This window comes from Streptomyces sp. NPDC006259 (genome assembly GCF_042870975.1).
In the GTDB taxonomy this organism is placed as follows: domain Bacteria; phylum Actinomycetota; class Actinomycetes; order Streptomycetales; family Streptomycetaceae; genus Streptomyces.
The window spans coordinates 303,478-324,507 of the sequence record NZ_JBIAHY010000007.1 but is presented as its reverse complement, the minus strand read 5'-3'; the positions used below and the strand labels follow the sequence as shown (position 1 = coordinate 324,507).

At 71.7% G+C, this 21,030-nt stretch carries 18 protein-coding genes and 2 tRNA genes; 6 read left to right on the top strand and 14 right to left on the bottom strand.

The features are described from left to right. Positions 1–54: 54 nt before the first annotated feature. A complete protein-coding gene (locus tag ACFYO5_RS29200; RefSeq protein ID WP_388714286.1) occupies positions 55–762 on the top strand; it encodes a potassium channel family protein in 708 nt (235 codons plus the stop codon). Positions 763–833: 71 nt separating this feature from the next. Here the strand turns inward: ACFYO5_RS29200 and thrS are convergent, their stop codons facing one another. The 3 genes from thrS to ACFYO5_RS29185 all read right to left on the bottom strand — a co-directional run bounded on the left by thrS (position 834) and on the right by ACFYO5_RS29185 (position 4,700). Next, a complete protein-coding gene (gene thrS / locus ACFYO5_RS29195; protein WP_388714283.1) occupies positions 834–2,810 on the bottom strand; it encodes a threonine--tRNA ligase in 1,977 nt (658 codons plus the stop codon). Between the two features lie 91 nt (positions 2,811–2,901). Next, on the bottom strand, positions 2,902–4,137 hold the full coding sequence (locus tag ACFYO5_RS29190) for a hypothetical protein (protein WP_388714280.1): 1,236 nt from the start codon (positions 4,135–4,137) through the stop codon (positions 2,902–2,904). Next, the gene (locus ACFYO5_RS29185) at positions 4,134–4,700 is read right to left on the bottom strand and encodes a DUF4365 domain-containing protein (protein WP_388714277.1); all 567 of its coding nucleotides are present in this window, start codon (positions 4,698–4,700) and stop codon (positions 4,134–4,136) included. Before ACFYO5_RS29185 ends, ACFYO5_RS29190 begins: the two co-directional genes overlap by 4 nt. A gap of 192 nt (positions 4,701–4,892) precedes the next feature. Between ACFYO5_RS29185 and ACFYO5_RS29180 the strand changes: the two genes are divergently transcribed. Beyond that, positions 4,893–5,618: a 3'-5' exonuclease gene (locus ACFYO5_RS29180; RefSeq protein ID WP_388714274.1), complete on the top strand. Its 726-nt coding sequence runs from the start codon at positions 4,893–4,895 to the stop codon at positions 5,616–5,618. A gap of 72 nt (positions 5,619–5,690) precedes the next feature. On the opposite strand, the gene ACFYO5_RS29175 is transcribed toward ACFYO5_RS29180, so the two are convergent. Together ACFYO5_RS29175 and ACFYO5_RS29170 are read right to left on the bottom strand one after the other, a co-directional pair. Then, a tRNA-Val gene (locus tag ACFYO5_RS29175) sits at positions 5,691–5,762 on the bottom strand. 39 nt (positions 5,763–5,801) lie between these two features. Next, a complete protein-coding gene (locus ACFYO5_RS29170) occupies positions 5,802–6,248 on the bottom strand; it encodes an SRPBCC family protein (protein WP_388714271.1) in 447 nt (148 codons plus the stop codon). A gap of 95 nt (positions 6,249–6,343) precedes the next feature. Between ACFYO5_RS29170 and ACFYO5_RS29165 the strand changes: the two genes are divergently transcribed. After that, on the top strand, positions 6,344–8,677 hold the full coding sequence (locus ACFYO5_RS29165) for an SCO7613 C-terminal domain-containing membrane protein (protein WP_388714268.1): 2,334 nt from the start codon (positions 6,344–6,346) through the stop codon (positions 8,675–8,677). A gap of 17 nt (positions 8,678–8,694) precedes the next feature. Here the strand turns inward: ACFYO5_RS29165 and ACFYO5_RS29160 are convergent, their stop codons facing one another. From ACFYO5_RS29160 to ACFYO5_RS29130, 7 genes are all read right to left on the bottom strand, one after another. Beyond that, positions 8,695–11,433 carry a Tat pathway signal sequence domain protein gene (locus tag ACFYO5_RS29160; protein WP_388714265.1) on the bottom strand — a complete coding sequence of 913 codons (2,739 nt, stop codon included), beginning with the start codon at positions 11,431–11,433 and terminating at the stop codon, positions 8,695–8,697. A gap of 110 nt (positions 11,434–11,543) precedes the next feature. Continuing rightward, positions 11,544–12,143: a hypothetical protein gene (locus ACFYO5_RS29155; RefSeq protein WP_388714263.1), complete on the bottom strand. Its 600-nt coding sequence runs from the start codon at positions 12,141–12,143 to the stop codon at positions 11,544–11,546. A 10-nt stretch (positions 12,144–12,153) separates the two neighbouring features. Further along, positions 12,154–13,029, bottom strand: a complete 876-nt coding sequence (locus ACFYO5_RS29150; protein WP_356567236.1) for a carbohydrate ABC transporter permease — start codon at positions 13,027–13,029, stop codon at positions 12,154–12,156. After that, positions 13,026–13,982 carry a sugar ABC transporter permease gene (locus ACFYO5_RS29145; protein ID WP_356567234.1) on the bottom strand — a complete coding sequence of 319 codons (957 nt, stop codon included), beginning with the start codon at positions 13,980–13,982 and terminating at the stop codon, positions 13,026–13,028. Before ACFYO5_RS29145 ends, ACFYO5_RS29150 begins: the two co-directional genes overlap by 4 nt. A gap of 14 nt (positions 13,983–13,996) precedes the next feature. Next, positions 13,997–15,286 carry an ABC transporter substrate-binding protein gene (locus ACFYO5_RS29140; RefSeq protein ID WP_388714258.1) on the bottom strand — a complete coding sequence of 430 codons (1,290 nt, stop codon included), beginning with the start codon at positions 15,284–15,286 and terminating at the stop codon, positions 13,997–13,999. A 1,956-nt stretch (positions 15,287–17,242) separates the two neighbouring features. Beyond that, a tRNA-Val gene (locus tag ACFYO5_RS29135) sits at positions 17,243–17,314 on the bottom strand. A 76-nt stretch (positions 17,315–17,390) separates the two neighbouring features. Then, positions 17,391–17,849: a TIGR02611 family protein gene (locus ACFYO5_RS29130; protein WP_388714255.1), complete on the bottom strand. Its 459-nt coding sequence runs from the start codon at positions 17,847–17,849 to the stop codon at positions 17,391–17,393. Positions 17,850–18,040: 191 nt separating this feature from the next. Between ACFYO5_RS29130 and ACFYO5_RS29125 the strand changes: the two genes are divergently transcribed. Together ACFYO5_RS29125 and ACFYO5_RS29120 are read left to right on the top strand one after the other, a co-directional pair. Continuing rightward, positions 18,041–18,454, top strand: coding sequence for an SsgA family sporulation/cell division regulator (locus tag ACFYO5_RS29125; protein ID WP_004002642.1), 414 nt, complete (start codon positions 18,041–18,043; stop codon positions 18,452–18,454). A 312-nt stretch (positions 18,455–18,766) separates the two neighbouring features. Then, a complete protein-coding gene (locus tag ACFYO5_RS29120; protein ID WP_356567229.1) occupies positions 18,767–19,327 on the top strand; it encodes a CGNR zinc finger domain-containing protein in 561 nt (186 codons plus the stop codon). A 75-nt stretch (positions 19,328–19,402) separates the two neighbouring features. Here ACFYO5_RS29120 and ACFYO5_RS29115 read toward each other — a convergent pair whose 3' ends face one another. Next, the gene (locus tag ACFYO5_RS29115; RefSeq protein WP_356567227.1) at positions 19,403–19,555 is read right to left on the bottom strand and encodes a hypothetical protein; all 153 of its coding nucleotides are present in this window, start codon (positions 19,553–19,555) and stop codon (positions 19,403–19,405) included. A 226-nt stretch (positions 19,556–19,781) separates the two neighbouring features. Next, complete coding sequence (locus ACFYO5_RS29110) at positions 19,782–20,228, bottom strand: hypothetical protein (RefSeq protein ID WP_356567225.1); 447 nt, start codon at positions 20,226–20,228, stop codon at positions 19,782–19,784. A gap of 258 nt (positions 20,229–20,486) precedes the next feature. Here ACFYO5_RS29110 and ACFYO5_RS29105 point away from each other — a divergent pair, with 258 nt between their 5' ends. Then, complete coding sequence (locus tag ACFYO5_RS29105; RefSeq protein ID WP_356567223.1) at positions 20,487–21,029, top strand: DsbA family protein; 543 nt, start codon at positions 20,487–20,489, stop codon at positions 21,027–21,029. The last annotated feature ends 1 nt before the right edge of the window (position 21,030 follow it).

The following is a 21,030-nucleotide window of genomic DNA, read 5'->3' as shown; positions in this document are numbered from 1 at the left end:
TTCGCGGCGTGTCGGCGGGGTGAGCGGAAAAGCCACGCGGGCCAAGCTGGGCCGATGACCGCAGACAGCCGCCTGATCCGCTGGGAACGACGCACCGAGGTACCCCTCGCCCTCGCCTCGGCGGCCTACCTCGCCGGGTACGCGGTCCATGTCCTCGGCGCCGGCCTCCCCGACTCATGGCGGGACTTCGCACTGACGGTCCTGTTCGGGGCGTGGGCGCTGTTCGCCGTGGACTACGCGGTGCGCTGGCGGCTCAGCGGACAGGGTCCGCGCTTCGTCCGGCGGCACTGGCTGGACACCCTGGTGGTGCTGCTGCCGCTGCTGCGCCCGCTGCGGATCGTGCGGCTGTACGAGGCCGTACTCCGTCGGCGCGGCGGGCCACGGCTGTCGCTGCACGCGCGCGTGATCGTCTACGCGGGTGTGTCGACGGTACTGCTCGGCTTCGCGGGTGCGCTCGCCGTCTACGCCCAGGAACGCGGGGCGCCGGGGACGGAGATGCACACCTTCGGTGACGCGGTCTGGTGGGCCTGTTCCACGCTGTCCACCGTCGGCTACGGCGATGTCACGCCGGTCACTCCCCTGGGCCGGTTCATCGCGGCCGGCCTGATGGCGTGCGGCCTGGCCCTGCTGGGCGCGGTCACCGGCTCCTTCTCGTCCTGGCTGATCCAGGTCTTCTCGCGCGAGGACGGGCAGGAGGACGGGCCCGACGAAGGGCACGAGCAGGAGGACGGGCACGAGACGGGGCGGCCCTTGGAGAGCTGACCGCGGGAAGAACGAAGCGGGGCCCTCGGAGAGCGGACTCTCCGAGGGCCCCGCGGCCCGCGTGGGGCGGATCAGACCTGCGCGCGCTCGGCGACGACCTCGGCGATCTTCGCGATCGCCTCGTCCAGCGGGATGCCGTTCTCCTGCGAGCCGTCGCGGTAGCGGAAGGACACCGAGCCGTTGGACATGTCCTCGTCGCCCGCGATGACCATGAAGGGCACCTTCTGCTTCTGGGCGTTGCGGATCTTCTTCTGCATACGGTCGGAGGAGGAGTCGACCTCGACCCGCAGCCCCTGCTTCTTCGCGGCCGCCGCGAACTTCTCCAGGTACTCCACGTGCCCGTCGCCGATCGGGATGCCGACCGCCTGGACCGGGGCCAGCCACGCCGGGAAGGCGCCCGCGTAGTGCTCCAGGAGCACCGCGAAGAACCGCTCGATGGAGCCGAACAGCGCACGGTGGATCATGACCGGGCGCTGCTTGGAGCCGTCGGGGCCGGTGTATTCGAGGTCGAAGCGCTCCGGCAGGTTGAAGTCGAGCTGGATGGTCGACATCTGCCAGGTGCGGCCGATCGCGTCCTTGGTCTGGACGGAGATCTTGGGGCCGTAGAAGGCGGCGCCGCCCGGGTCGGGCACGAGCGGGAGACCCTGCTTCTCGGCGACCTGGCGCAGCGTCTCGGTCGCCTCCTCCCAGACCTCGTCGGAGCCGACGAACTTCTCCGGGTCCTTGGTGGACAGCTCCAGGTAGAAGTCGGTCAGACCGTAGTCGCGCAGCAGGCCGAGGACGAAGGTGAGCGTCCTGTCCAGCTCGTCCGACATCTGCTCGCGCGTGCAGTAGATGTGCGCGTCGTCCTGGGTGAAGCCACGGGCGCGGGTCAGTCCGTGCACGACGCCCGACTTCTCGTACCGGTACACCGTCCCGAACTCGAAGAGGCGCAGCGGCAGTTCACGGTAGGAGCGGCCGCGCGCGTCGAAGATCAGGTTGTGCATCGGGCAGTTCATGGGCTTGAGGTAGTAGTCCACGCCCTCGTCGAGCTGCATGGGCGGGTACATGCCGTCGGCGTACCAGTCCAGGTGGCCCGAGGTCTCGAAGAGCTTGCCCTTCGTCGCGTGCGGGGTGTAGACGAACTCGTAGCCCTCCTCCTCGTGGCGGCGGCGCGAGTAGTCCTCCATCACCCGGCGGATGATGCCGCCCTTGGGGTGGAAGACGGCGAGGCCGGAGCCGATCTGCTCGGGGATGGAGAACAGGTCCAGCTCGCTGCCCAGCTTGCGGTGGTCGCGCTTCTCGGCCTCGGCCAGGAAGTCGAGGTGGGCCTTCAGCTCGTCCTTGGACGGCCAGGCGGTGCCGTAGATGCGCTGGAGCATCGGGTTCTTCTCGCTGCCGCGCCAGTAGGCGGCCGCGTTGCGCATCAGCTTGAACGCCGGGATGAACCGGGTGGTGGGCAGGTGGGGACCGCGGCAGAGGTCCTTCCAGCACAGCTCGCCGGTCTTGGCGTCCAGGTTGTCGTAGATGGTCAGCTCGCCGGCACCGACCTCGACGTCCGCGCCGTCGTCGTGCGAGGCGGAGCCCTTGAGACCGATCAGCTCCAGCTTGTACGGCTCGGCGGCCAGCTCCTCGCGGGCGGCCTCGTCGGTCACGACGCGGCGGGAGAACCGCTGCCCGCGCTTCTGGATCTCCTGCATCTTCTTCTCGACGGCCTTGAGATCCTCGGGCGTGAACGGCCTCTCGACGTCGAAGTCGTAGTAGAAGCCGTCCTTGACGGGCGGGCCGATGCCCAGCTTGGCCTCGGGGAACAGCTCCTGCACGGCCTGCGCCATGACGTGCGCGGTGGAGTGGCGCAGGATGGCGAGACCGTCCTCGGAGGAGATCTCGACGCCCTCGACGGTCACGCCGTCGCGCAGCTCGTGGGCGAGGTCCCTCAGCTCGCCGTCCACGCGTGCGGCGACGATCGAGCGCTCACCGGCGAAGAGGTCGGCGGCCGTGGTGCCCGTCGTCACCGTGCGCTCTTCCCGCTCGGAATCGCGTTGGATGATCACACGGACGTCTGACACCGGTCTCTCCTGACTGAAGGCGGAAGCGCGGCCCGGACGGCCATGCCGCGCAAGAGGCGATCGTACCGACCCGGGACCGCCCACCGCGAAATCAGTCCGTTCCGCAGGCCTCCTCGAAGACGGCCGTGATCTCGGCGGTCTCCTGGAGCGACTTCATCAGCCGGTCCCGTTCGGCGTCGTCCACCTGCACGGGGGCCACGCCACCGGCCCCGGTCAGCCGGCGGAAACCGCCCCGGCTCTCCAGCCGGCCCTGCACCCGCACCGGCAGTCCGACCAGATGCGCCTGGCCGGCGATGCGGTAGTCCTCCTCGTCCAGGACGAGCCGTACGTGCGGGACGTCGGCCCCCGCGAGCACCCGCAGGCGTACGCCACCCTCGCCGCGCGGCCCCGACCTGCGCAGCCGTACGACGGTGCCGGTGATCCGCACGGACACGGAGGGTTCCCGGCGCAGATAGCGGGCGCCCGCCTCGCGCAGCGCGGGGAGGTCTCCGGGGGAGAACTCCACGGGCTCGGCGGTGGCGGCGCAGTCCTCGGGGGTGCCGGCGGCGGGCGCCCACTCGACGGCGACCCGGGCTCCCTCGGTGCCGCGGACGAGGGCGATCAGCGCCTCGGTCAGCTCGCGGCTGGCGCCGGCCTCGACGGCGCCGTCGAAGGCGTCCATGCCGCCGGTGGCGCGCCGGTAGTCGATGGCCTCGCGGACGGCGTACAGCGCCTGGTGGAGGCGTACGGCGAGGGGGCGGGCCGTGCCGACGGGGGCGAAGGCGGTCAGCCGGCGGCCGCCGGCGGCGGCACCGACCAGGACGCTCTCCAGCATGGCGCCGGCCGACCGCCGGTGCCGGGCGCCGTGGTAACCGGCACGCGCGCGGGTGGCCAGCGCGCCGGCGAGGAGCATCTGCCGGGCGGCGCCGCGCAGTTGCTCCTCGACCGCCCAGGAGGCGGCGCCGGCCGCCTCGGCGGGCCCGGCCGGGGTGTCGCGCCACCAGCGGATCTCGTCGCTCGGCACGGCCAGGGCGATCAGCACCTCGCGGGCGGCGGGCGTCTGGCCGCGCGCCAGTGCCAGCAGCGCCTCGCCGAGCAGGTCGTCGCTGTCGGGGAAGGCGCGGTTCTCCGGGACGAGCAGGCTGGTCGCGCCGGAGCCGGGTCCGGGCGGGGTCCAGCGGCCGTAGCGTCCGGTGGCGCCGCCGCGCCGCTGCCAGCCGTGCCGGCGCAGCAGGGTGCCCAGGACGGCCGGGTCGACCTCGGCGGCCTCGGGGGGCCGGTTCCAGGCGGGGTGGACGGGGTGCGGCCGTACCGGCCCCGAGGGCTCCTCCAGCGGGCGGTGCGTCATGGTCTGCCTCCCGTCCCGACCCGCGTCATGATCTCGCACAGCGCCCGGTCGTCGAAGATCCGTGCGGTCGGGATCCGCACGGTGGTGCGGGTCCGGCCGGTGATCGGGTGGCCGGCCAGGTTGACCCAGTAGCAGCAGTGCCGCAGATCGAGTCGGTCGTGACCGGCCCGCAGCCACTGCTCCCGCGACCTCGGGACGATCATCACGACGAGGATCTTGTGCACCGAGACCGGGGTGCGGGCGAGCTTGCGCAGGTGGTCGTTGTCGAGCGTGAAGGAGAAGGAGCGCCCCGGCGGGTGGGGCGGGAGCTGGTACGTGGCCTTCAGCTGCACCTTGATGGTCACCTCGTCGTCGACGGTGTGGCCGGGGGAGCTGTGGCTGACGTGCCAGTCGATGCCGTTGTCGGGGAACGGCTGGGACAGCGAGCAGCCCGCGGCCGCCGCGACCGCGTGGAGATATCCCACCTGGAGTGTCTCCATGCACGCCGTGGTGGCGAGTGAACCGCGACGGGGGCCCGTGCGCTCGGGCAGCAGCCCGCCCCGCTCGGGCTGCGCTATCGCCATGACCAAGCAGCCTTCCAGGCGAAGAGGAGCCCCGCACCGGGGGCCGGGAGAGATTCGCGTCGGGCCCCTGAACTGGCAGGACCCGTACTTCTGTTGTCTCCTCGCGGCGTACGGCGCAAACAGCCCGGGTATCACCCAGACGGTCAGGGGACGGGGCGTCAGCTCCCGTCGTGGGACGAGGGGTTGGTGGGTATGACGTGCTGGTACGAGGGGCCGCTGGCGGCCTTCGACACGGAGACGACGGGTGTGGACGTCGAGACCGACCGGATCGTGTCGGCCGCGCTCGTCGTGCAGGACGCGCCGGGCGTCCGGCCCCGGGTGAGCCGGTGGCTGGTCAACCCCGGTGTGCCGGTGCCCCAAGGAGCGACGGCGGTGCACGGCCTGACGGACGAACACCTTCAGCGCAACGGCCGCTGGCCCGCGCCGGTGATGTACGAGATAGCCGAGCTGCTCGGCGAACAGGCGGCTGCCGGGCGGCCGTTGGTGGTGATGAACGCGCCGTTCGACCTGACGCTGCTCGACCGTGAGCTGCGCCGGCACCGCGCGTCCTCGCTGGGGCGCTGGCTGGAGCAGGCGCCGCTGCGGGTGCTGGACCCACGGGTACTGGACAAGCACCTGGACCGCTACCGCAAGGGCCGGCGCACGCTCACCGACCTGTGCGAGAACTACGGCGTGACGCTGGCCGACGCGCACGACGCGGCCGCCGACGCGCAGGCAGCGCTGGAGGTCGTGAGGGCGCTGGGCCGGCGGTTCGCGGCCCGGCTGGAGCGGCTGTCCCCCGCCGAGCTGCACTCGCTCCAGACGTCATGGCACGCGGCCCAGGCCCGCGGGCTCCAGGCCTGGTTCGCGCGCAGCGGCACCCCGGAGACGGTCGACACGTCGTGGCCGCTGCGCCCGGCGCTGCCGGCGGCGGCGTGACGGGCAGGCCGCGGGCAAGCGCGAGGCGACAGGCAAAAGGCCGGTCCGCGTACTGCGGACCGGCCTTCCCGGTGGGCGATACTGGGTTCGAACCAGTGACCTCTTCGGTGTGAACGAAGCGCTCTTCCACTGAGCTAATCGCCCGGGAACGGACTGAACCATACAGGTCCCGTCGGGGTTCCTTCAAACCGCTCGGAGATGGCGGAGCAGCCCGCGCCGTCCGGCCCGCATCATCAGCCGGTGGTTGACGCGGAACAGCGGACGCCCGGGTACGGCGAACGTCCTGAGCAGCGGCTTGGTCACGTCGACGACCTGCTCGTACCGGGCGAGGCTCCCGGAGCCGTGCGCGGTGACCGTCCAGCGCGCCCAGCCCTCGATGTCCCCGGTGATCGCGATCTCCAGCACCCCGCCCGCCGGGTCCCGCCGCACCTCGCGCGCGGTGAAGGTCATGGCGTACGGCAGGAGCGAGCGGATGGTGATGACGCCGCTGGTGTCGTCGAGCCGGGTCGTCTCCCGGACCTGCGGCCACCAGCGGGGATAGTCCTCGGCCCGCTCCAGCGCGGCGTAGACGGCGGCGGGCGGCGCGGGCAGCGGCCACCGGCTGAGGAAGCGGTAGCGGTTCCAGTCCATGATCCGAGTGTGCCCGTTCACGGGCCCGGGATCTGAGTACGTCCTGAGTAGCCGCGCTCATGCCGGACGAGGTGAGCGGGGCCACACTCCGTTGCATGACGCACCTTCCGCCCCCGGCCGAGGAACTGCGGCTCCTCGACGCAGAGCTGTGGCGACTGGACGCACGCCGGGCCCAGTTGCTCGCACGCCGTGCCTGGCTGGTCGACTCGCTCCGCTCGACGCGCCCGACACCGCCGGCCCCGCTTACGGCGGCGCCCCGTCCCGAGGCGAGCGCTCCGCGGGTCCAGAACGTGCTGCTGCTGCTCGGCGGCGTCCTCCTCACCATCGCGGCCATCGCGTTCACGCTGGTCAGCTGGGGACACCTCGGGATCGCCGGGCGGGCCCTGGTGCTCGGCACGGTCACGCTGGCCGTGCTCGCGGCGCCGGTGCCGCTGCTGCGGCGCGGGCTGCGTTCGACGGCGGAGTCGGTGGCCGGTCTCGGCCTGGCGCTGACGGTGCTGGACGCCTACGCCCTGCACGAGGCCGCCCTCACGGGCACGGACGGCACGGGCTACGCGGCGGCCGCCGCGGCGGTGCTGGCCGCACTCTGGGCGGCGTACGGCCTCGGTCTCGGCGCCCTGCGGCTGCCGCTGCCCGCCGGGCTGGTCGCGGCCCAACTCCCGTTGGTCCTCTGGGCGATCGCGGCGGGCTCGGACCCGTACGCGGTCGCGACGGCGCTGCTGGTGACGGCCGGCCTCGACGCGGTCGTGGCGTTCGGGGCGGCGGCCGGTGCGGTCCGGGTCACGGTCACGGCGGGTGCCTACGGCCTGGGCGGCTGGGGGGTCCTGGCGGCCGGGTGGCTGTCATGGACGGCCACCGGTCCGAGCGCCGCCGCACGGGCGGCGGCGCTCCTCCTCTTCGCGGCGGTGATCGCGCTGGTGGCCGCCGCCCGACTGCCGGAGCCGGCCGTCGCGTCGGGCACCGCGATCGCCGGAGGACTGCTGCTGGTGGCGGCCGGCGGCGGCCTGCTCCGGGTGTTCCTGGCCGCCGGCTGGGGCGTCCCCGTCCATCTGGCCCTCGGCGTCGCGCTGTCGGCGGCGGTGCGCGCGGACCGGCTCCCCGAGGCCGTGCGCGGGGGTCTCCTGCGGGCCTCCGCCGCGGTGCAGGCGCTGGCGCTGCTGTGGGCCGTGCCGCTGGTCGTCGTCACGCTGCTGGGCCCGCTCGGCTGGGTGGACCGCCCCTGGTCGGGCGAGCTGTCGGACGCCCGTGCCGCGGTCACCGTGCACACCCCCTGGCCGCCGTACGCGGGACAGGCGCTGCTCGTCCTGGTGGTGGTCGCCGGCGCGCTGGTCCCCCTGGCGGTGCGGCACGGGGCCTGGCGGCCGCGGGCGCGGGCCGGGGCTGCGGCGCTGGTCTGGGCGGCCTGCCTGGCCCTCCCGGCGGTGCTCGAACTGCCTTACGCGGCGGCTCTGTCGCTCGCGGGCGCGGTGACGGCGGCGACGGCCTTCCTGCCCACGCCGTGGCTCGCCCTGGCGACCTCCCTCCACCTCGCGTTCCTGTCCCTGGCCACGCAGTCGGCGACGCTGACCGTCCTGTCGGCACTGACCGTGCTGGGCGCGACGGCGTCCCGCCGGCCGCGCCTCACGCCGGTCGCGGCTCCGGTCGCCCTCGGGTACGCCACCGCGCTGGCCTGCGCGACGGGCGCGGCGGCCGACTGGCAGCCGTCCCACACGGCGCTGCTCGTTCTCTGCGTCCCCGTGGTCGCGGCCCTGGCCGCCGCCCGGTCGGGCGCGGCTCCGGCGACGGTGCCGGTCGAGGTGGCCGGAGCCGCCGCCGCGGTGCTCGCCGTCGGCCTGGCGGTGCCCGACGCGCCGATGCTGGCCACGGTGCTGGCGGCCTGCGGCGTGATCGCCGCGGGCACGGCGGCCCGGCCCGACCGCCGCCGGGCCGGATACGCGGCCACCGTCCTGTTCCTGCTGGCCACCTGGGTCAGGCTGGCCGCCTGGGAGGTCACCACCCCCGAGGCGTACACCCTCCCCGTGGCCGTCCCGGCGCTGCTCGTCGGCGCCTGGCGCCGGCACCGCGCCCCGCTGACCCGCTCCTGGACGGCGTACGGCCCCGGGCTCGCCGTGGCCCTGTTGCCGAGCCTGGCGACGGGCTGGAACGACCCGGAGTGGTCACGTCCACTGCTGCTGGGCGCGGCCGCCCTGCTGGTCACGCTGCTGGGCGCCCGGCACCGGCTCCGGGCGCCGCTGGTCCTCGGCGGCTCGGTGCTGGTCCTGGACGCCCTGCACGAACTGGCCCCCTACCTGGTCCAGGTGGCCGACGCGCTGCCCCGTTGGGCACCCCCCGCACTCGCCGGAGTGCTGCTGCTCGCCGTGGGCGCGACGTACGAGCGGCGGCTCCGGGACGTCCGGCGTGTGCGGGAGGTCCTGGGGAGGATGCACTAGCCCCCGGTCAACCGTTCCTACGAAGGCATCCGGTCACCGAGGAGGGCCAGGTTCTCGATGGCGGCGAGGCCGTAGAGCGCGGTGTCGTTGGTGGCCACCCACGCGGCCTCGCTGCCCGGCACCAGGGCGACGGGGCCGCTCAGCGCCTCCGTCTTCCAGAGTGCGGACTCCTTGTAGCCGTCGGAGTTGTAGAACTTCTCCCAGGCCCGCTTGGCGAGCTTCTCGTCGCCGGTCTTCACGGCCGCGTACGCGTCGAGGCGGGAGTGGCCCTGGAACAGCAGCAGCGTGCCGAAGTTGGAGCCGTACCGGGCCGCCTGCTCGGCCTTGGTGGCGTTGAAGTAGCGGCAGTAGTCGAAGTAGGCCTCGTTGAACTTCGGCATGTCGACGAGGTGGATCAGCTCGGCGCACAGTTCGTTGAGGCCGAAGACGGCCGAGAGGTGGGAGACGCCGACGGCCGGCTTGTCGGCCACGGCGAACTTCCCCGTGTCCAGGTCGTAGAGAGCGGTGCCCTGGACGAACCCGTTGGGCTGGGCGGCGATCGTCTCCATGGTCGACAGCACCCGCGCCCTGGCCTTCTCCCACTTGGGGCCCTTGCGCTCCCACTCCGTGAGCCAGGCCGACACCAGACCGCTCCAGTCCGTGCCGAAGCCGATCGACAGGGCGTGCCGGTCGGGGGTGTACGGCTCGGTGCGGATCTTGCGCAGCGGGTCCAGGGCGAGGAACGTCTCGTCGGAGTCGACGTTGGCGTGCATGAGGTCGCCGACCCGTTCGTCCGCCGTGAGGAAGTAGTAGTAGCGGCGGTACGTCGTGTTGGCGATGCGCTGCTGCTTGGCGCTGTCGGCGTAGTGCTGGACGCCGTGCCGGGTGCCGAGGCCGGCCCACTGCCCGAGGTGGTAGACGTCCACCTCGCCGGTGTGCCGGGTCATCGCCTCGGCGAACCGGAAGATGTCCGACCGGCCGCTGCGCAGGTACGCGAACCAGAGCCAGAGGTCGGGCGACAGCTCGGAGTTGTCCCAGGCGTAGCCGCCGATGTCGTACCGCCACTGGTGGCGGACCGTGTCGTACGTGTGCATGATGTCGCCGTAGTCCCAGAAGCCGTACCAACGGCGCTGCTCCACCTGGTCCTTGTAGTAGGTGAAGAGGAAGTCGAGGTGGTCCTCGATCTTGGCCTTGGCGGGGGTGGAGCGGTCCGGCTCGGAGTACAGGCCCGGTCCGAAGACCTGCGCCTTGATGAGCTGCTTGGGCGGGGCGGCGAGCTGGGGCAGCACCCGGACGGCCTCGACCTGCTGGGCGAGGACCGCGGGGGTCGGTGTGGACTCGTTGGCCCAGAAGAGGAGTTCGGAGGTACGGGCGATGCCGTAGGGGGTGCCGAAGCCGGGCTCGTAGTCCTCGTAGGTGATGTTGAGGCCCTCGAGCTGCTCGGCGAAGGTGTCCTGCTCCATGCCGTCGTGGTAGAAGCGCAGGTCCATGGGTTGCGCCTCGGGCGACCAGAGCCAGAGGGTGACCTCGGCCGCCTCCGTCTGGGCGTCGCGGATGTCGAGCTGCGCGGGGAACTTCTCCCAGAAGTCCCGCAGCCCGAAGGAGAGTCCGCCGCTCGCCCCGCCGACGTACCCGAAGCCGGAGGCGCGCCTGCCGCCGCCGGCGCCGATCCAGCCGTGGCCCTTCTTGGTGCGCTTGCGCACGGTGAAGCCGTCGGCGGAGAGCTGGGACAGGGTGTAGTCGCCCCACTCGGGGATGTACGGGAGCCGGGTGGTGACCCGCTGGTCCCAGGTGGCCGGATCGGGCAGCTTCTCCCCCGCGTACTGGGCCGCCTGGACGGCCGCGCCCGGGTCCCGGCGCAGGCCGGTGATGCCCTTGACGGCCTCGCGCAGCAGACCGGTGCCCTCGCCGCCGATGCGGATGTGACGGTCGTAGGACTGGTCGCGCATCGGGACGGTGAAGCGCACGCCGAGGCCGCGGATGAAGTCGCCGCCGGCCTTGCCGGGCTCCTGCGTCCCGTCGAAGGTGATGGTGTGCACCATGCGGAAGGAGTCGGCGCCCGCGTAGAAGTAGAGGCGGATCGAGAACGGCAGCCAACTGCGTTTGCCCTTGCGGTGCTTGCCGTCGATGCGGACGACGGCGCGGACCGGGCCCTCCTGCTCGACGGTGACGGAGTCGATGGCCCCGTCGAAGCGCTCCGTCTTGACCGCGCCCTGGTCCTCGTCCTCGATCTCGGGCTGCCGGATCAGCACCAGACGGCCGTTCCTGGCGATCTCGGTGGAGCCGCGGGTGACCGACTTGACGAGGGTGGCGCCGGACTTGCCGATCCTCGCCGTGATGACACCGGTCGACACGTCGATGGTGCCGCCGCTCCTGTCGACGGTGACCTTCTTGGCGGGTGCGGCCGGCGCCCCGGCGGCGAGGGTGAGCTTGCCGCCGCCGGAACTCACGGCGTGGGCGGTCCACTTGAGCGATCCGTCCGGCCAGTAGGCGATCGGCCAGGACTGGACGGGGACCGCCTTGCCGTCGGCGTCCGTGAGCGCGAAGGTCTGGTCCTCCCGGTGGGCGCCCATCGGCCAGGGCACGCCGAGCGTGGAGCCGGGGGCGGCGCCGAGACCGCCGTCCTCCAGCCAGTCCAGGGTGACCGGGTCCGCGTCCGCGGGTGCCGTTCTGGGGGCGGCCTCGGCGTCCTTCGCCCCTAGCGCCCAGCTGAACTGGGCGGCGGCTCCGGCGACGGCCGCCGCCTTGAGGAGGGACCTGCGGGGGATGGGGGACATAGCCTTTCCTTTCCGTGCGGGTGCGGTGGGTCAGGGGCCTGGCTGGTCAGGGGCATGACAGAGGGAGGTGCGGCGCCGGAGCGCCGGCCTGACGGGAGCGGGGCGGCCCGTCAGCGCCGCCGGTGGCGCTCCTCCACGGCGACGGCGGCCCCGGCGACGGCCCCGAGGACCGGGACCGCCAGCGGCGCGACGAACAGGGCGGACAGGGTGACGACCGCCAGCCCGCAGACGACGAGGAAGGACCCGGCGGGATCGAGCACGGTCCGCCGCCCGGCGTCCGCGAGCAGCAGCCGCCAGGTGGAGTCCGGCGTCCAGAGGGCGGCCGCCCGCAGCAGGGCCACGGCGAGGCCGATCAGCGCGAGGATGCCGACGGCCCCGACGAGCGGTCCACCGGGGAGCCCGGACCGCGCGGCCAGGACGTCCACCCGGACCGCGCCGACCGCCGCCCACCCGGCGAGCCCGACGACCCACCCTCCGCGCACGGCCGCCCGGAAGTCCACGACGAACTCCCGCAAGCCGCTGACCCGATGCGTCGTACGACGCCGCAGATGCCGCGCGCCGGCGGCGAAGGCCGCGGGGTAGGTGACGACCCCGAGACAGGCCACGGCGATCCACACTCCGGTGAGCAGACACTCAGCGAAGACCGCGAAGCGCTCGCCGAACACGGACTCCCTGCGCGCGGAGCGGTCACGCGCACGTGCTTGCGCCATGGTGACCGCCTCAGCCCTTCAGTCCGGAGGTCGCCATACCGTCGATGAGGTAGCGCTGGAAGGCCATGAAGAAGGCGATGACCGGCACCAGCGCCACCAGCGACATCGCGATCATGCTGCCGTAGTTGGAGATGCCCTCCTGGTCGCGGAACATCATCAGACCGAGCGAGACGGTGTACTTGGAGGGGGTGTTGAGGTAGATCAACGGCCCCATGAAGTCGTTCCACGCGTTGATGAAGGTGAAGATGGCACTGGTGATGATGGCGGGACGGCTCAGTGGCAGCACGATGGACCAGTAGGTCCGCAGATGTCCGCACCCGTCGAGCTTGGCGGCCTCGTCCAGCTCACGCGGCAGTCCGCGCATGAACTGCACCATCAGGAAGACGAAGAACGCCTCCGTGGCCAGGAACTTGCCCGCGACGAGCGGCACGAGGGTGTCGATGTAGCCGAGGTTGCGGAACAGCACGTACTGCGGGATGAGCAGCACGTGGTACGGCAGCAGCAGGGTGCCGATCATCAGGGTGAACAGCAGGTTCCGCCCGGCGAACCGGATCTTGGCGAAGGCGTACGCCGTCAGCGAGCTGGAGAGCACCACACCGGCCACGGCCAGGACCGCGTACATCAGCGAGTTGCCGAAGAAGCTGCCGATGGAGATGCCGGAGATGCCGTCGGCCAGCCCGGAGAAGTTGGCCCAGACCGGTTCGGTGGGCAGCAGGTCGATGCTGGCGATGATGTCCTTGCTCGGCTTGAACGAGGCGCCGAGCACCCAGATCACCGGGTAGAGGACGACCGCGAGGAGCAGCAGCGCGCCCAGGTGCCAGGCGAGGGATCCGGTGCGCCGCCGCTCGTTCTCGGTGCGCGCGGCAGGGGTGCTGACACTGGTCACTTGGCGGCCTCCTCGTAGTGCACCCACTTCTTCTGCGACCAGAACAGGACCGCCGTGACGAGCGCGACCGCTATCACCAGCGTCCAGGCCATCGCGGAGGCGAAGCCCATCTGGGCCTCCTTGAAGCCCTTCTGGTACAGGTAACAGGTGTAGACCAGGGTGGCGTCGGCCGGTCCGCACCGGGTGTCGGAGACGACGTACGCCGAACCGAACACCTGGAACGCGTGGATGGACTCCAGCAGCACGTTGAAGAACAGCACCGGGGAGATCATCGGCAGCGTGATGTTCCAGAACCGCCGGAAGGGGCCGGCCCCGTCCATCTCGGCGGCCTCGTACAGCTCCTGCGGCACCTGCTTGAGCCCGGCCAGGAAGATGACCATCGGCGCGCCGAACTGCCAGATGCTCAGCGCCACCAGGGAGTACAGCACATAGTCGGGGTTGCCGATCCAGCCGCCGACGTCGACCCCGAAGATCTTCTGCGTACGGTCCACCACGGCGTCGTCGGAGAACAGCGCCCGCCACACGAAGCCCACGGAGACGCTGGCGCCGATGAGCGACGGCATGTAGAACGCCGCCCGGTAGAGGGCCTGACCGCGCCGCTTCTGCGCGAGCAGCAGCGCCACTCCGAGCGCGAGGAGCAGCTTCAGCGGTGTGGCCACGACGACGTATTCGAGTGTGACCTGCACCGACTTCTGCCAGCGCGGGTCCTGGAACATCGTGGTGAAGTTGTCGAGCCCCACCCACCGGGGCGGTGTGAACAGGTTGTAGCTGGTGAACGCGTAGTACAGCGACGCGATCATCGGCCCCGCCGTGAGGAGCACGAACCCCGCGATCCACGGCGACATGAAGAGATAGCCGGCGAGATTCTCGCGGCGGCGCCCGCGCCGCCCGGCGGCGGCGGCGGTGGGCCGCTTCTCCGCCGGGCGGACGGGCGCTTCCTTGACGAGCGTCATGGTGGTACGTCCCCTCAGCCCGCGAACGCGGCCTTGGCCTCGCTGAACAGCGCCTTGGCGGCGGCGGCCGGCTTGGTCTTGCCCTGGGCGACCTCACCGCCGATCCGCAGGAAGGCCGCTTCGATGACGTCCGCGCCGGACGGGTGCGGGGTGATCTTCCCGAGCACACCGGCCTTGGCGACCTCGTCCTCGTAGGCCGCGACGCCCTTGTTGTTGGGGTCGGTCGGCTTGAAGGCGTCGTACTGCTCGGTGGTGGAGAGGATGCCGCGGTCGTAGCCCATGATCTTGCCGGCCTCGGGGTCGTGGACCATGAAGTCGATGAACTGGGCGGCTTCCTTGGGGTGCTTGGTCCCGGAGAAGGCGCTCAGCATCAGCGAACCGAGGTACTGGCCGGTGTCCTTGCCGTTCGTGGTGGGGATCGGCGCGAGCCCGTAGTCCGACTCGCCCTCTCCCTGGTAGCGGATGGAGAAGTTGTCCCAGGTGAACTCGGAGGCGGCGAGGCCCGCCGAGAGACCGGACTTCGGCTTGACCTGCTCGATCTTCTTCGGGTCGGCGACCAGCCCGGACTTCACGCGCTTGTAGCCGTCGTCCCACCACTGCGTCAGGTCGTCCTCGGTGAAGCCGAGATCGCTGTCCGTGTAGAAGGCCTTGCCGTTCTGCCGCAGGTACAGGTCGTACAGGTACATGATGGTGAAGTAACCGGTGTCACCGGCGATCTTCAGCTTGTCCTGGATCGTCTGCAGCGCGGTGAAGTACTCGTCCCAGGTCCAGCCGAACTTCGCCTCGACGCCGGCCTTCTCGAAGGCCTTGAGGTCGATGACGAGCGCCATGGTGTTGGCGCCGACGGGTATGCCGACCTGCTTGTCGTCGACCTGACCATTCGCCAGAACGCCGTTGCGGAAGTTCTCCAGGCGCAGATTCCCGGCGTCCGCCTGCGACTTCAGATCCATCAGTACACCGCGCTTGTCGTACTTGCGCAGAAAGGTGACCGCATTCTGGAAAACGTCCGGCGGATTCCCGCCGGAGGCCTGGGTCTGGAACTTCTCCCAGAACGCCTCGTAGTCGGTGAATTCGGGCTTGACCTTGACCTTCGGATACTTCTTCTCGAAGAGTGCGATCGTCTTCTTGATGGCGATGGTGCGCGGCTCGCCACCCCACCACGCGTAACGGATCGTCACCGTTCCGTCCGCGGAGGTCCCGCTGTCTCCCCCACACGCCGTGGTCGCGGCCAGGCCCAGTGTGGCCGCCGTCGCCCCCGCGGCCTTGAGGATCGTTCGCCTCTCAACATTCCTGCTGGTTCGCACAGTCGGGCCCTCCCGCAGCGTCGTTGCCGCTTGCATGAATCGTTTCAAGAAAGCGCTTGCTGGCACAAGGTACGAGGGGGTGGGAGGAGCGTCAATGATTCGGACAGGAATTTCTCACCGAGCCGGTGCGGGAACCGGGCGCGGGTCGCGAGGGTGAGGCGGCCGACGGACGCGTGAACACGCAGGTGAGCGGCGGAGGTCCGACCGGTCGGACAGAAGTTGAGGACGGACGGGGCGCGGCCGGAATCCGCCGGGGAAGGGCGCGGCGGGGGCTGGAGTCGGCGGGGCGGGGCGGCGGGGGCCGCGACGGCTCCGACGACGGCGAGGGCGGCGGGTCGGGCGGGCACGGATCTCGCAGGCGCGGCGGTCGGCGCGCGGCAGATCGACCCCGAGCGAGGACGACAGCGGGTGCGGGGGTTCGGCGGGCGACTGTTCGGGCGGGCGAGAGTCCAGCAGGGCCGGGACATTGGCGGAACGGACCGTAACCGACCCGGTGTCCGAGGCGTGACAGGTCCCGCCGATGGGATTGCCATGACGTGCGACGCCGATACGCCGACGTGACGTCAGTTCTGGTCGGGCGCCTGCGAAGGGGGATGAGCGCCCCGCCTTCCGCCTTCCGCGCCCCGCCTTCCGCCTTCCGCCTTCCGCCGACCGCCCCGGCCGGTGGTCCACGCCGGATGCTGTCGCTCGCATCGCCTCCTCGCGCATGCGGGAGATTGCGCCGCCATTCCGCCCGAACCACGACACGGGCACGAGCACGGGCCGGAACGGGCAACACCGACGCGGGCCGGGACCCGCCCGCATCCCCGGCAGCATCCTGCGCCACCGGTCACCACCGGCCACTGCCTGTCACCACCGGTGATCACCGGCAGCTACTGGCGGCATCACGGGAGATGCGGAGTCGGTGTCCGCCAACGATGCACGGCTCACTGCCACACCCGGCCGACGCCAACCGCACCCGGCTCGCCGACTTGATCACTCCCGCCCGCTGGGCAAGAAGCCGCTGGCACGGCCTCACCGCGAGGCATCGGGCACGGGCAGGTCCGGCCGACCGACGCTTCGGGGGGGGGTGGAGCTGGGTCAGCTGGGTCACTTTCGTCAAAAACCTGATCCTCGGCTCGCCCACGACATCGAGCACGTCGGCAAGCGCAGCACAGGGTGACCGTTGCACAGGCCGCCCCCCGCCCTCAGCTCCCGCTGCCGCGCACCCGCTGAACTGCGCAACAGCGACGACGAGGCGGAAACGGCACGGGGGCTACTGCGGCCTGGCCGGCACGGGCCCTACGGCCGCCTGGCCGGCCTGCTCACCGCCGACTGCGCGCAGGCCGAAGATCGCCGCAGCCTCCCCAAAATGCCAGGAACATGCCCGAGCGCGTCAGGGCGAGGGCGTCGCCGGCGAGAGAGTCACCGCGTCCAGTCGTCACACAGTGCAGTCGATCCATCCCTCCCCCCGATCCGTCCCTCCCCCGCGGCGAAGCCGAGCACCGGCCGCCCACAGCCCGCACCGACCCCAGGCGGGGTTCCACCCGCGGCAAGCGCGGCGAGGAGCCCCGCCGCACACCGGCCGCGAGCCTCCACGCGGCCGTCGAGGTGTCCTGGGCGCGCACAGGGCGCGGCACCCGACCCGAGTGCACCTGGGAGGTGGAGGCAAGGCTCAGCGGTCCGTACAACCCGACACAGCGCCCCGAGCAGGAACACGAGCCACCCGACCGGCCCGAACGGCGGACGTGCCCACGAGGCACCGGCCCGGCACCCGAACAACCCTCAGCCCCGCCCCCACGCGAGCGAACCGGCTCGGCCCGGCCGGGGACCGGTGACGCACACGACCCGGTGCTCCCGATCACCAGCGGTGAGGATCGGTGACGGCACCGGCCGACGGTCGGCCGGACAAGGGGTGCGACCAGCGCGAACGCCGACGGCCCATCTGCGTGGTCGCAGATGGGCCGTCGGTCCGGGTGGGCGATACTGGGTTCGAACCAGTGACCTCTTCGGTGTGAACGAAGCGCTCTCCCACTGAGCTAATCGCCCGGGCGCAGGAAGTACATTACCCCATGTCAGGGGGTTCCTGTGACCAGGGCCGGGCCGTTCCCACGCCCCTGGAGGATCACTGGTCCTTGATCTTCCAGGGCATCACGACGCCGAACTTCCACACGTAGAAGCCCACCAAGGCCGCGATGATCACGAGCCCGATCGAGGTGAGGACGATGTTGCGACGTCTGACCTCGGGGTCGAGCGCCCGCTGCGCCGCCTCGGTCACCTTGCGCTTGGTCCAGCGCAGCACCAGCTGGGCCCAGACGAACTCGGTCGCCCAGATCGCCATGCCGCCGAAGATCACGATCCAGCCGGGCCCGGGCAGCGGCAGCATGATGACGCCGGCGACCACGACCGCGAGGCCGACGACGAAAATGCCGACCTGCCAGCTCAGATGCAGGATCCGGCGGTCCTTGACGAACGCAGGCGCCCGGGACCCCAGCGCCTGTTCCTGCTGCTCCGCCGCCCCGTCCGGCTCCGCGTCGTTCGTCGCCACGGCTACCTCGCCCGGCTCGTCACTCCACGTATTCATACGGCCAAACCCTACCCGAGAGATTCCGGTCACCGTAATGGTGGTACTTCACGAACGCCCCTTCGGCCGGAAGAGTTACGTAAACCCACGCAAAACACGCAGAGGGGTTTACAACGGCACCGTAGGTGGCATGTCGATTTCGCCGACGTGCGAATCCCCGAGCGCACACTGAGCGAAAGGCCCTGGCGCTTATGAACACCACGGTCAGCTGCGAGCTGCACCTGCGCCTCGTTGTGTCGAGCGAGTCCTCCCTGCCTGTCCCCGCAGGCCTGCGGTACGACACGGCCGACCCCTACGCCGTGCACGCCACCTTCCACACCGGAGCCGAGGAAACCGTCGAGTGGGTGTTCGCCCGCGACCTCCTCGCGGAAGGCCTGCACCGGCCCACGGGCACCGGCGACGTCCGAGTCTGGCCGTCGCGCAGCCACGGTCAGGGCGTCGTCTGCATCGCCCTCAGCTCCCCCGAGGGGGAGGCCCTTCTCGAGGCCCCGGCGCGGGCCCTGGAATCTTTCCTGAAGCGGACCGACGCGGCCGTGCCCCCGGGCACGGAGCATCGCCACTTCGATCTCGATCAAGAGCTCTCGCACATCCTGGCGGAAAGCTAGGAGGAGGGCTGCCACTGAGCCGCCCGGCGCCGTCCACTCGGGGAGACGGCTCGGGCCCGGACAACAACCGAATAGGGCATGCGCCGGCGCCGCCTCACGGGTTTCCCGCGGAGCGGCGCCGGCGTGCGTGCCGGACCCTTCGCCGCCGCTCCCGGCACCGGCGGCGAAGGGCGGTGTGCTTCCGGGCGACGGGCGGTGTGCTTCCGCGCGATGACTCCGGGGCCGATCGACCGTGGCTCGACGGCCCGGTGCCGCTACCATCGGCCACCATCGGCGGGCGCCCGCCCGACCCTCCAGGCCAGGGAGCGAAACGTGCTGATCACCCACGACGCCCGGTGTGCGCTCGATGCCGTGGTGGATCTGGTGAACACCGCACCGGAGGACGACACCACCCCGGACGGGCTGCCAGACGTCGCCACCCTCGAGGATTTCGTGCGAAGGCACGAGATCAGCGACGTCGGTGTCCTCTCCGAGTTCGACCTGTCCGCGGTGCGCAAGGTCCGGAGCCGGTTCGCGCGGATCTTCGCCGCGCCGGACCCCCGCGGCGCCGCCGCTCTGATCAACGAGCTGGTCGCCGCCGCGGGCACCACCCCCCGGCTCACCGACCACGACGGCTACGACTGGCACGTGCACTACTTCGCCCCCGGCGCCTCGATCGCGGACCATCTCGCGGCGGACTGCGGGATGGCGCTGGCGTTCTTCGTGGTGGCCGGGGAGCAGGAGCGGCTGCGGCGCTGTGAGGCCCCGGATTGCCGGCGCGCCTTCGTCGACCTCTCCCGCAACCGCTCGCGCCGGTACTGCGACAGCCGCACCTGCGGCAACCGTCTGCACGTGGCCGCCTACCGGGCGCGCCGCAAGGAGGCGGCGGGCTGAGGTGCGCGGGCCGAGGTCCCGCCCGTCGGTGCCGACGCGGCCCCGGCGGGTGGCGCCGGGGACCGCGGGTACGGCTCAGAGCAGCAGCAGGTCGTGCAGCGAGGCCATGAGCAGCAGACACCCGATCACCGCTAGGAAGATCATCAACGGTGGCTGGGAAAGGGCGAAGAGGCATCCGCGCGGCTCGTCCTGAGAGGGCGCGGCGTCGCTCTGTGTCGTGTCCAGCATCTCGCGGGCGATGATGACGCAGGCGACACACCGCACGCGATCAGCACGCCCGGATTGAGCGGTAGTCCGCCGAATTCCGTGATGTCGGTTTCCTGCCTTGATCACTTCGGTGCGCGTGCGGCCCGACTGTGTCGTTTCCGTGACGGGGCGGTCCTGTCGTGCGGTGCCCTCTCAGCTGCGGTGACGCACGGCCCGTGGGCCGTCGTCGACCGTCGGCGCCGCCGCTTCATATGCCGTGCTTCTTCAGGATGGCCTCGATGTCGCTGAAGTCCTCCGAGGCGGTCGCCCGCGGCGCGGCGGCGGGGCGGGAGGCGGGCCGGGCCCCCTGCCCCAGGGAGGGTGCCGACGCGGTCGGCGCCACGGCCCCGGCCTGCCCGGAGCGCGCCGCCGCCCGGCGCTCCTTGCGGGTGCCGCCGCCCCTGCGGCGCTCCACCGCACGGGTGGTCGCGAACAACGCCCACGCGCCGCCGAGCACGGCGAAACCGGCCCAGGCGGTGGGGCTGAAGGCGGTGTCGGCGGCCCACTCGACGACCCCCGTCATCACCAGGCCGAGGGGCACGAGAGCGTAGGCCGCGATCCTGGCGGCCGCCAGGAAACGCTTGCGGTACGCCGTGACGGCCGCGATGCCCAGGCCGGCCGCGGCGACGGCGGAACACACGGTCTCGGCAATCATCCGGTCCTCCAGACACGGCACACTCGGGCAGAGGCATACGGCTCGGCGCCGCGGCGGGCGGCGCTTCGTCCCTTCCATCCTGCACCCCCGAAGGGCTCACGGGCCATGCCCCAGCCGGGACATCAGGGACATCTCCGGGTCAGCTCCTCCGCAGGTGCCGGTGGCCGTCGTACGGGTGGTGCCGGTGGCCGTCACGCAGGCGGCGCGGGCGGTCCGTGCGGATTGGGGGCCCGGCGCGGGGGCTGGAAGACTGGGGGCATGAGCGACTCCTCCCCCGCGGCCGTCCCTGCGCCCGATCCCACCCGTCCCGCCGTGGTCCTCGACCTGTGGTGCGAGCTGCAGTGCCCGGACTGCCGTACCGCCCTGGCCGACCTCGGCGCCCTGCGCGAGCGCTACGGCGACCGGCTGGAGCCGCGGCTGCGGCACTTCCCGCTGGAGAAGCACCGGCACGCGTTCGCCGCGGCCCAGGCGGCCGAGGAAGCCGCGGAGCAGGGGCGGGGCTGGCCGTACGTGGAGGCCGTACTGGCACGGGTGGAGGAGCTGGACCGCCGGGGGGAGCCCTTCCTCGTCGAGGTGGCTCGTGAACTCGGTCTGGACGCCGAGGAGTTCGACACGGCGCTGATCGACGGGCGGCACATCCTGATCGTCGACGCCGACCAGGCCGAGGGCAAGGCGATCGGCGTCACCGGCACCCCGACGTACGTCATCGGCGGCGAGCGCCTGGACGGGGGCAAGAGCCAGGAGGGGCTGCGCGAGCGCGTCGAGGCGATCGCGGACCGGCTGCTGGCCGAACAGGGCTGAA

Bases quoted from the DNA above. Each gene is read 5' to 3' on its own strand.
- ACFYO5_RS29200 (WP_388714286.1), top strand. From the start codon at position 55: ATGACCGCAGACAGCCGCCTGATCCGCTGGGAACGACGCACCGAGGTA.
- ACFYO5_RS29190 (WP_388714280.1), bottom strand. From the start codon at position 4,137: ATGACGCACCGCCCGCTGGAGGAGCCCTCGGGGCCGGTACGGCCGCAC.
- ACFYO5_RS29185 (WP_388714277.1), bottom strand. From the start codon at position 4,700: ATGGCGATAGCGCAGCCCGAGCGGGGCGGGCTGCTGCCCGAGCGCACG.
- ACFYO5_RS29180 (WP_388714274.1), top strand. From the start codon at position 4,893: ATGACGTGCTGGTACGAGGGGCCGCTGGCGGCCTTCGACACGGAGACG.
- ACFYO5_RS29170 (WP_388714271.1), bottom strand. From the start codon at position 6,248: ATGGACTGGAACCGCTACCGCTTCCTCAGCCGGTGGCCGCTGCCCGCG.
- ACFYO5_RS29165 (WP_388714268.1), top strand. From the start codon at position 6,344: ATGACGCACCTTCCGCCCCCGGCCGAGGAACTGCGGCTCCTCGACGCA.
- ACFYO5_RS29160 (WP_388714265.1), bottom strand. From the start codon at position 11,433: ATGTCCCCCATCCCCCGCAGGTCCCTCCTCAAGGCGGCGGCCGTCGCC.
- ACFYO5_RS29155 (WP_388714263.1), bottom strand. From the start codon at position 12,143: ATGGCGCAAGCACGTGCGCGTGACCGCTCCGCGCGCAGGGAGTCCGTG.
- ACFYO5_RS29145 (WP_356567234.1), bottom strand. From the start codon at position 13,982: ATGACGCTCGTCAAGGAAGCGCCCGTCCGCCCGGCGGAGAAGCGGCCC.
- ACFYO5_RS29130 (WP_388714255.1), bottom strand. From the start codon at position 17,849: ATGAATACGTGGAGTGACGAGCCGGGCGAGGTAGCCGTGGCGACGAAC.
- ACFYO5_RS29125 (WP_004002642.1), top strand. From the start codon at position 18,041: ATGAACACCACGGTCAGCTGCGAGCTGCACCTGCGCCTCGTTGTGTCG.
- ACFYO5_RS29115 (WP_356567227.1), bottom strand. From the start codon at position 19,555: ATGCTGGACACGACACAGAGCGACGCCGCGCCCTCTCAGGACGAGCCG.
- ACFYO5_RS29110 (WP_356567225.1), bottom strand. From the start codon at position 20,228: ATGATTGCCGAGACCGTGTGTTCCGCCGTCGCCGCGGCCGGCCTGGGC.
- ACFYO5_RS29105 (WP_356567223.1), top strand. From the start codon at position 20,487: ATGAGCGACTCCTCCCCCGCGGCCGTCCCTGCGCCCGATCCCACCCGT.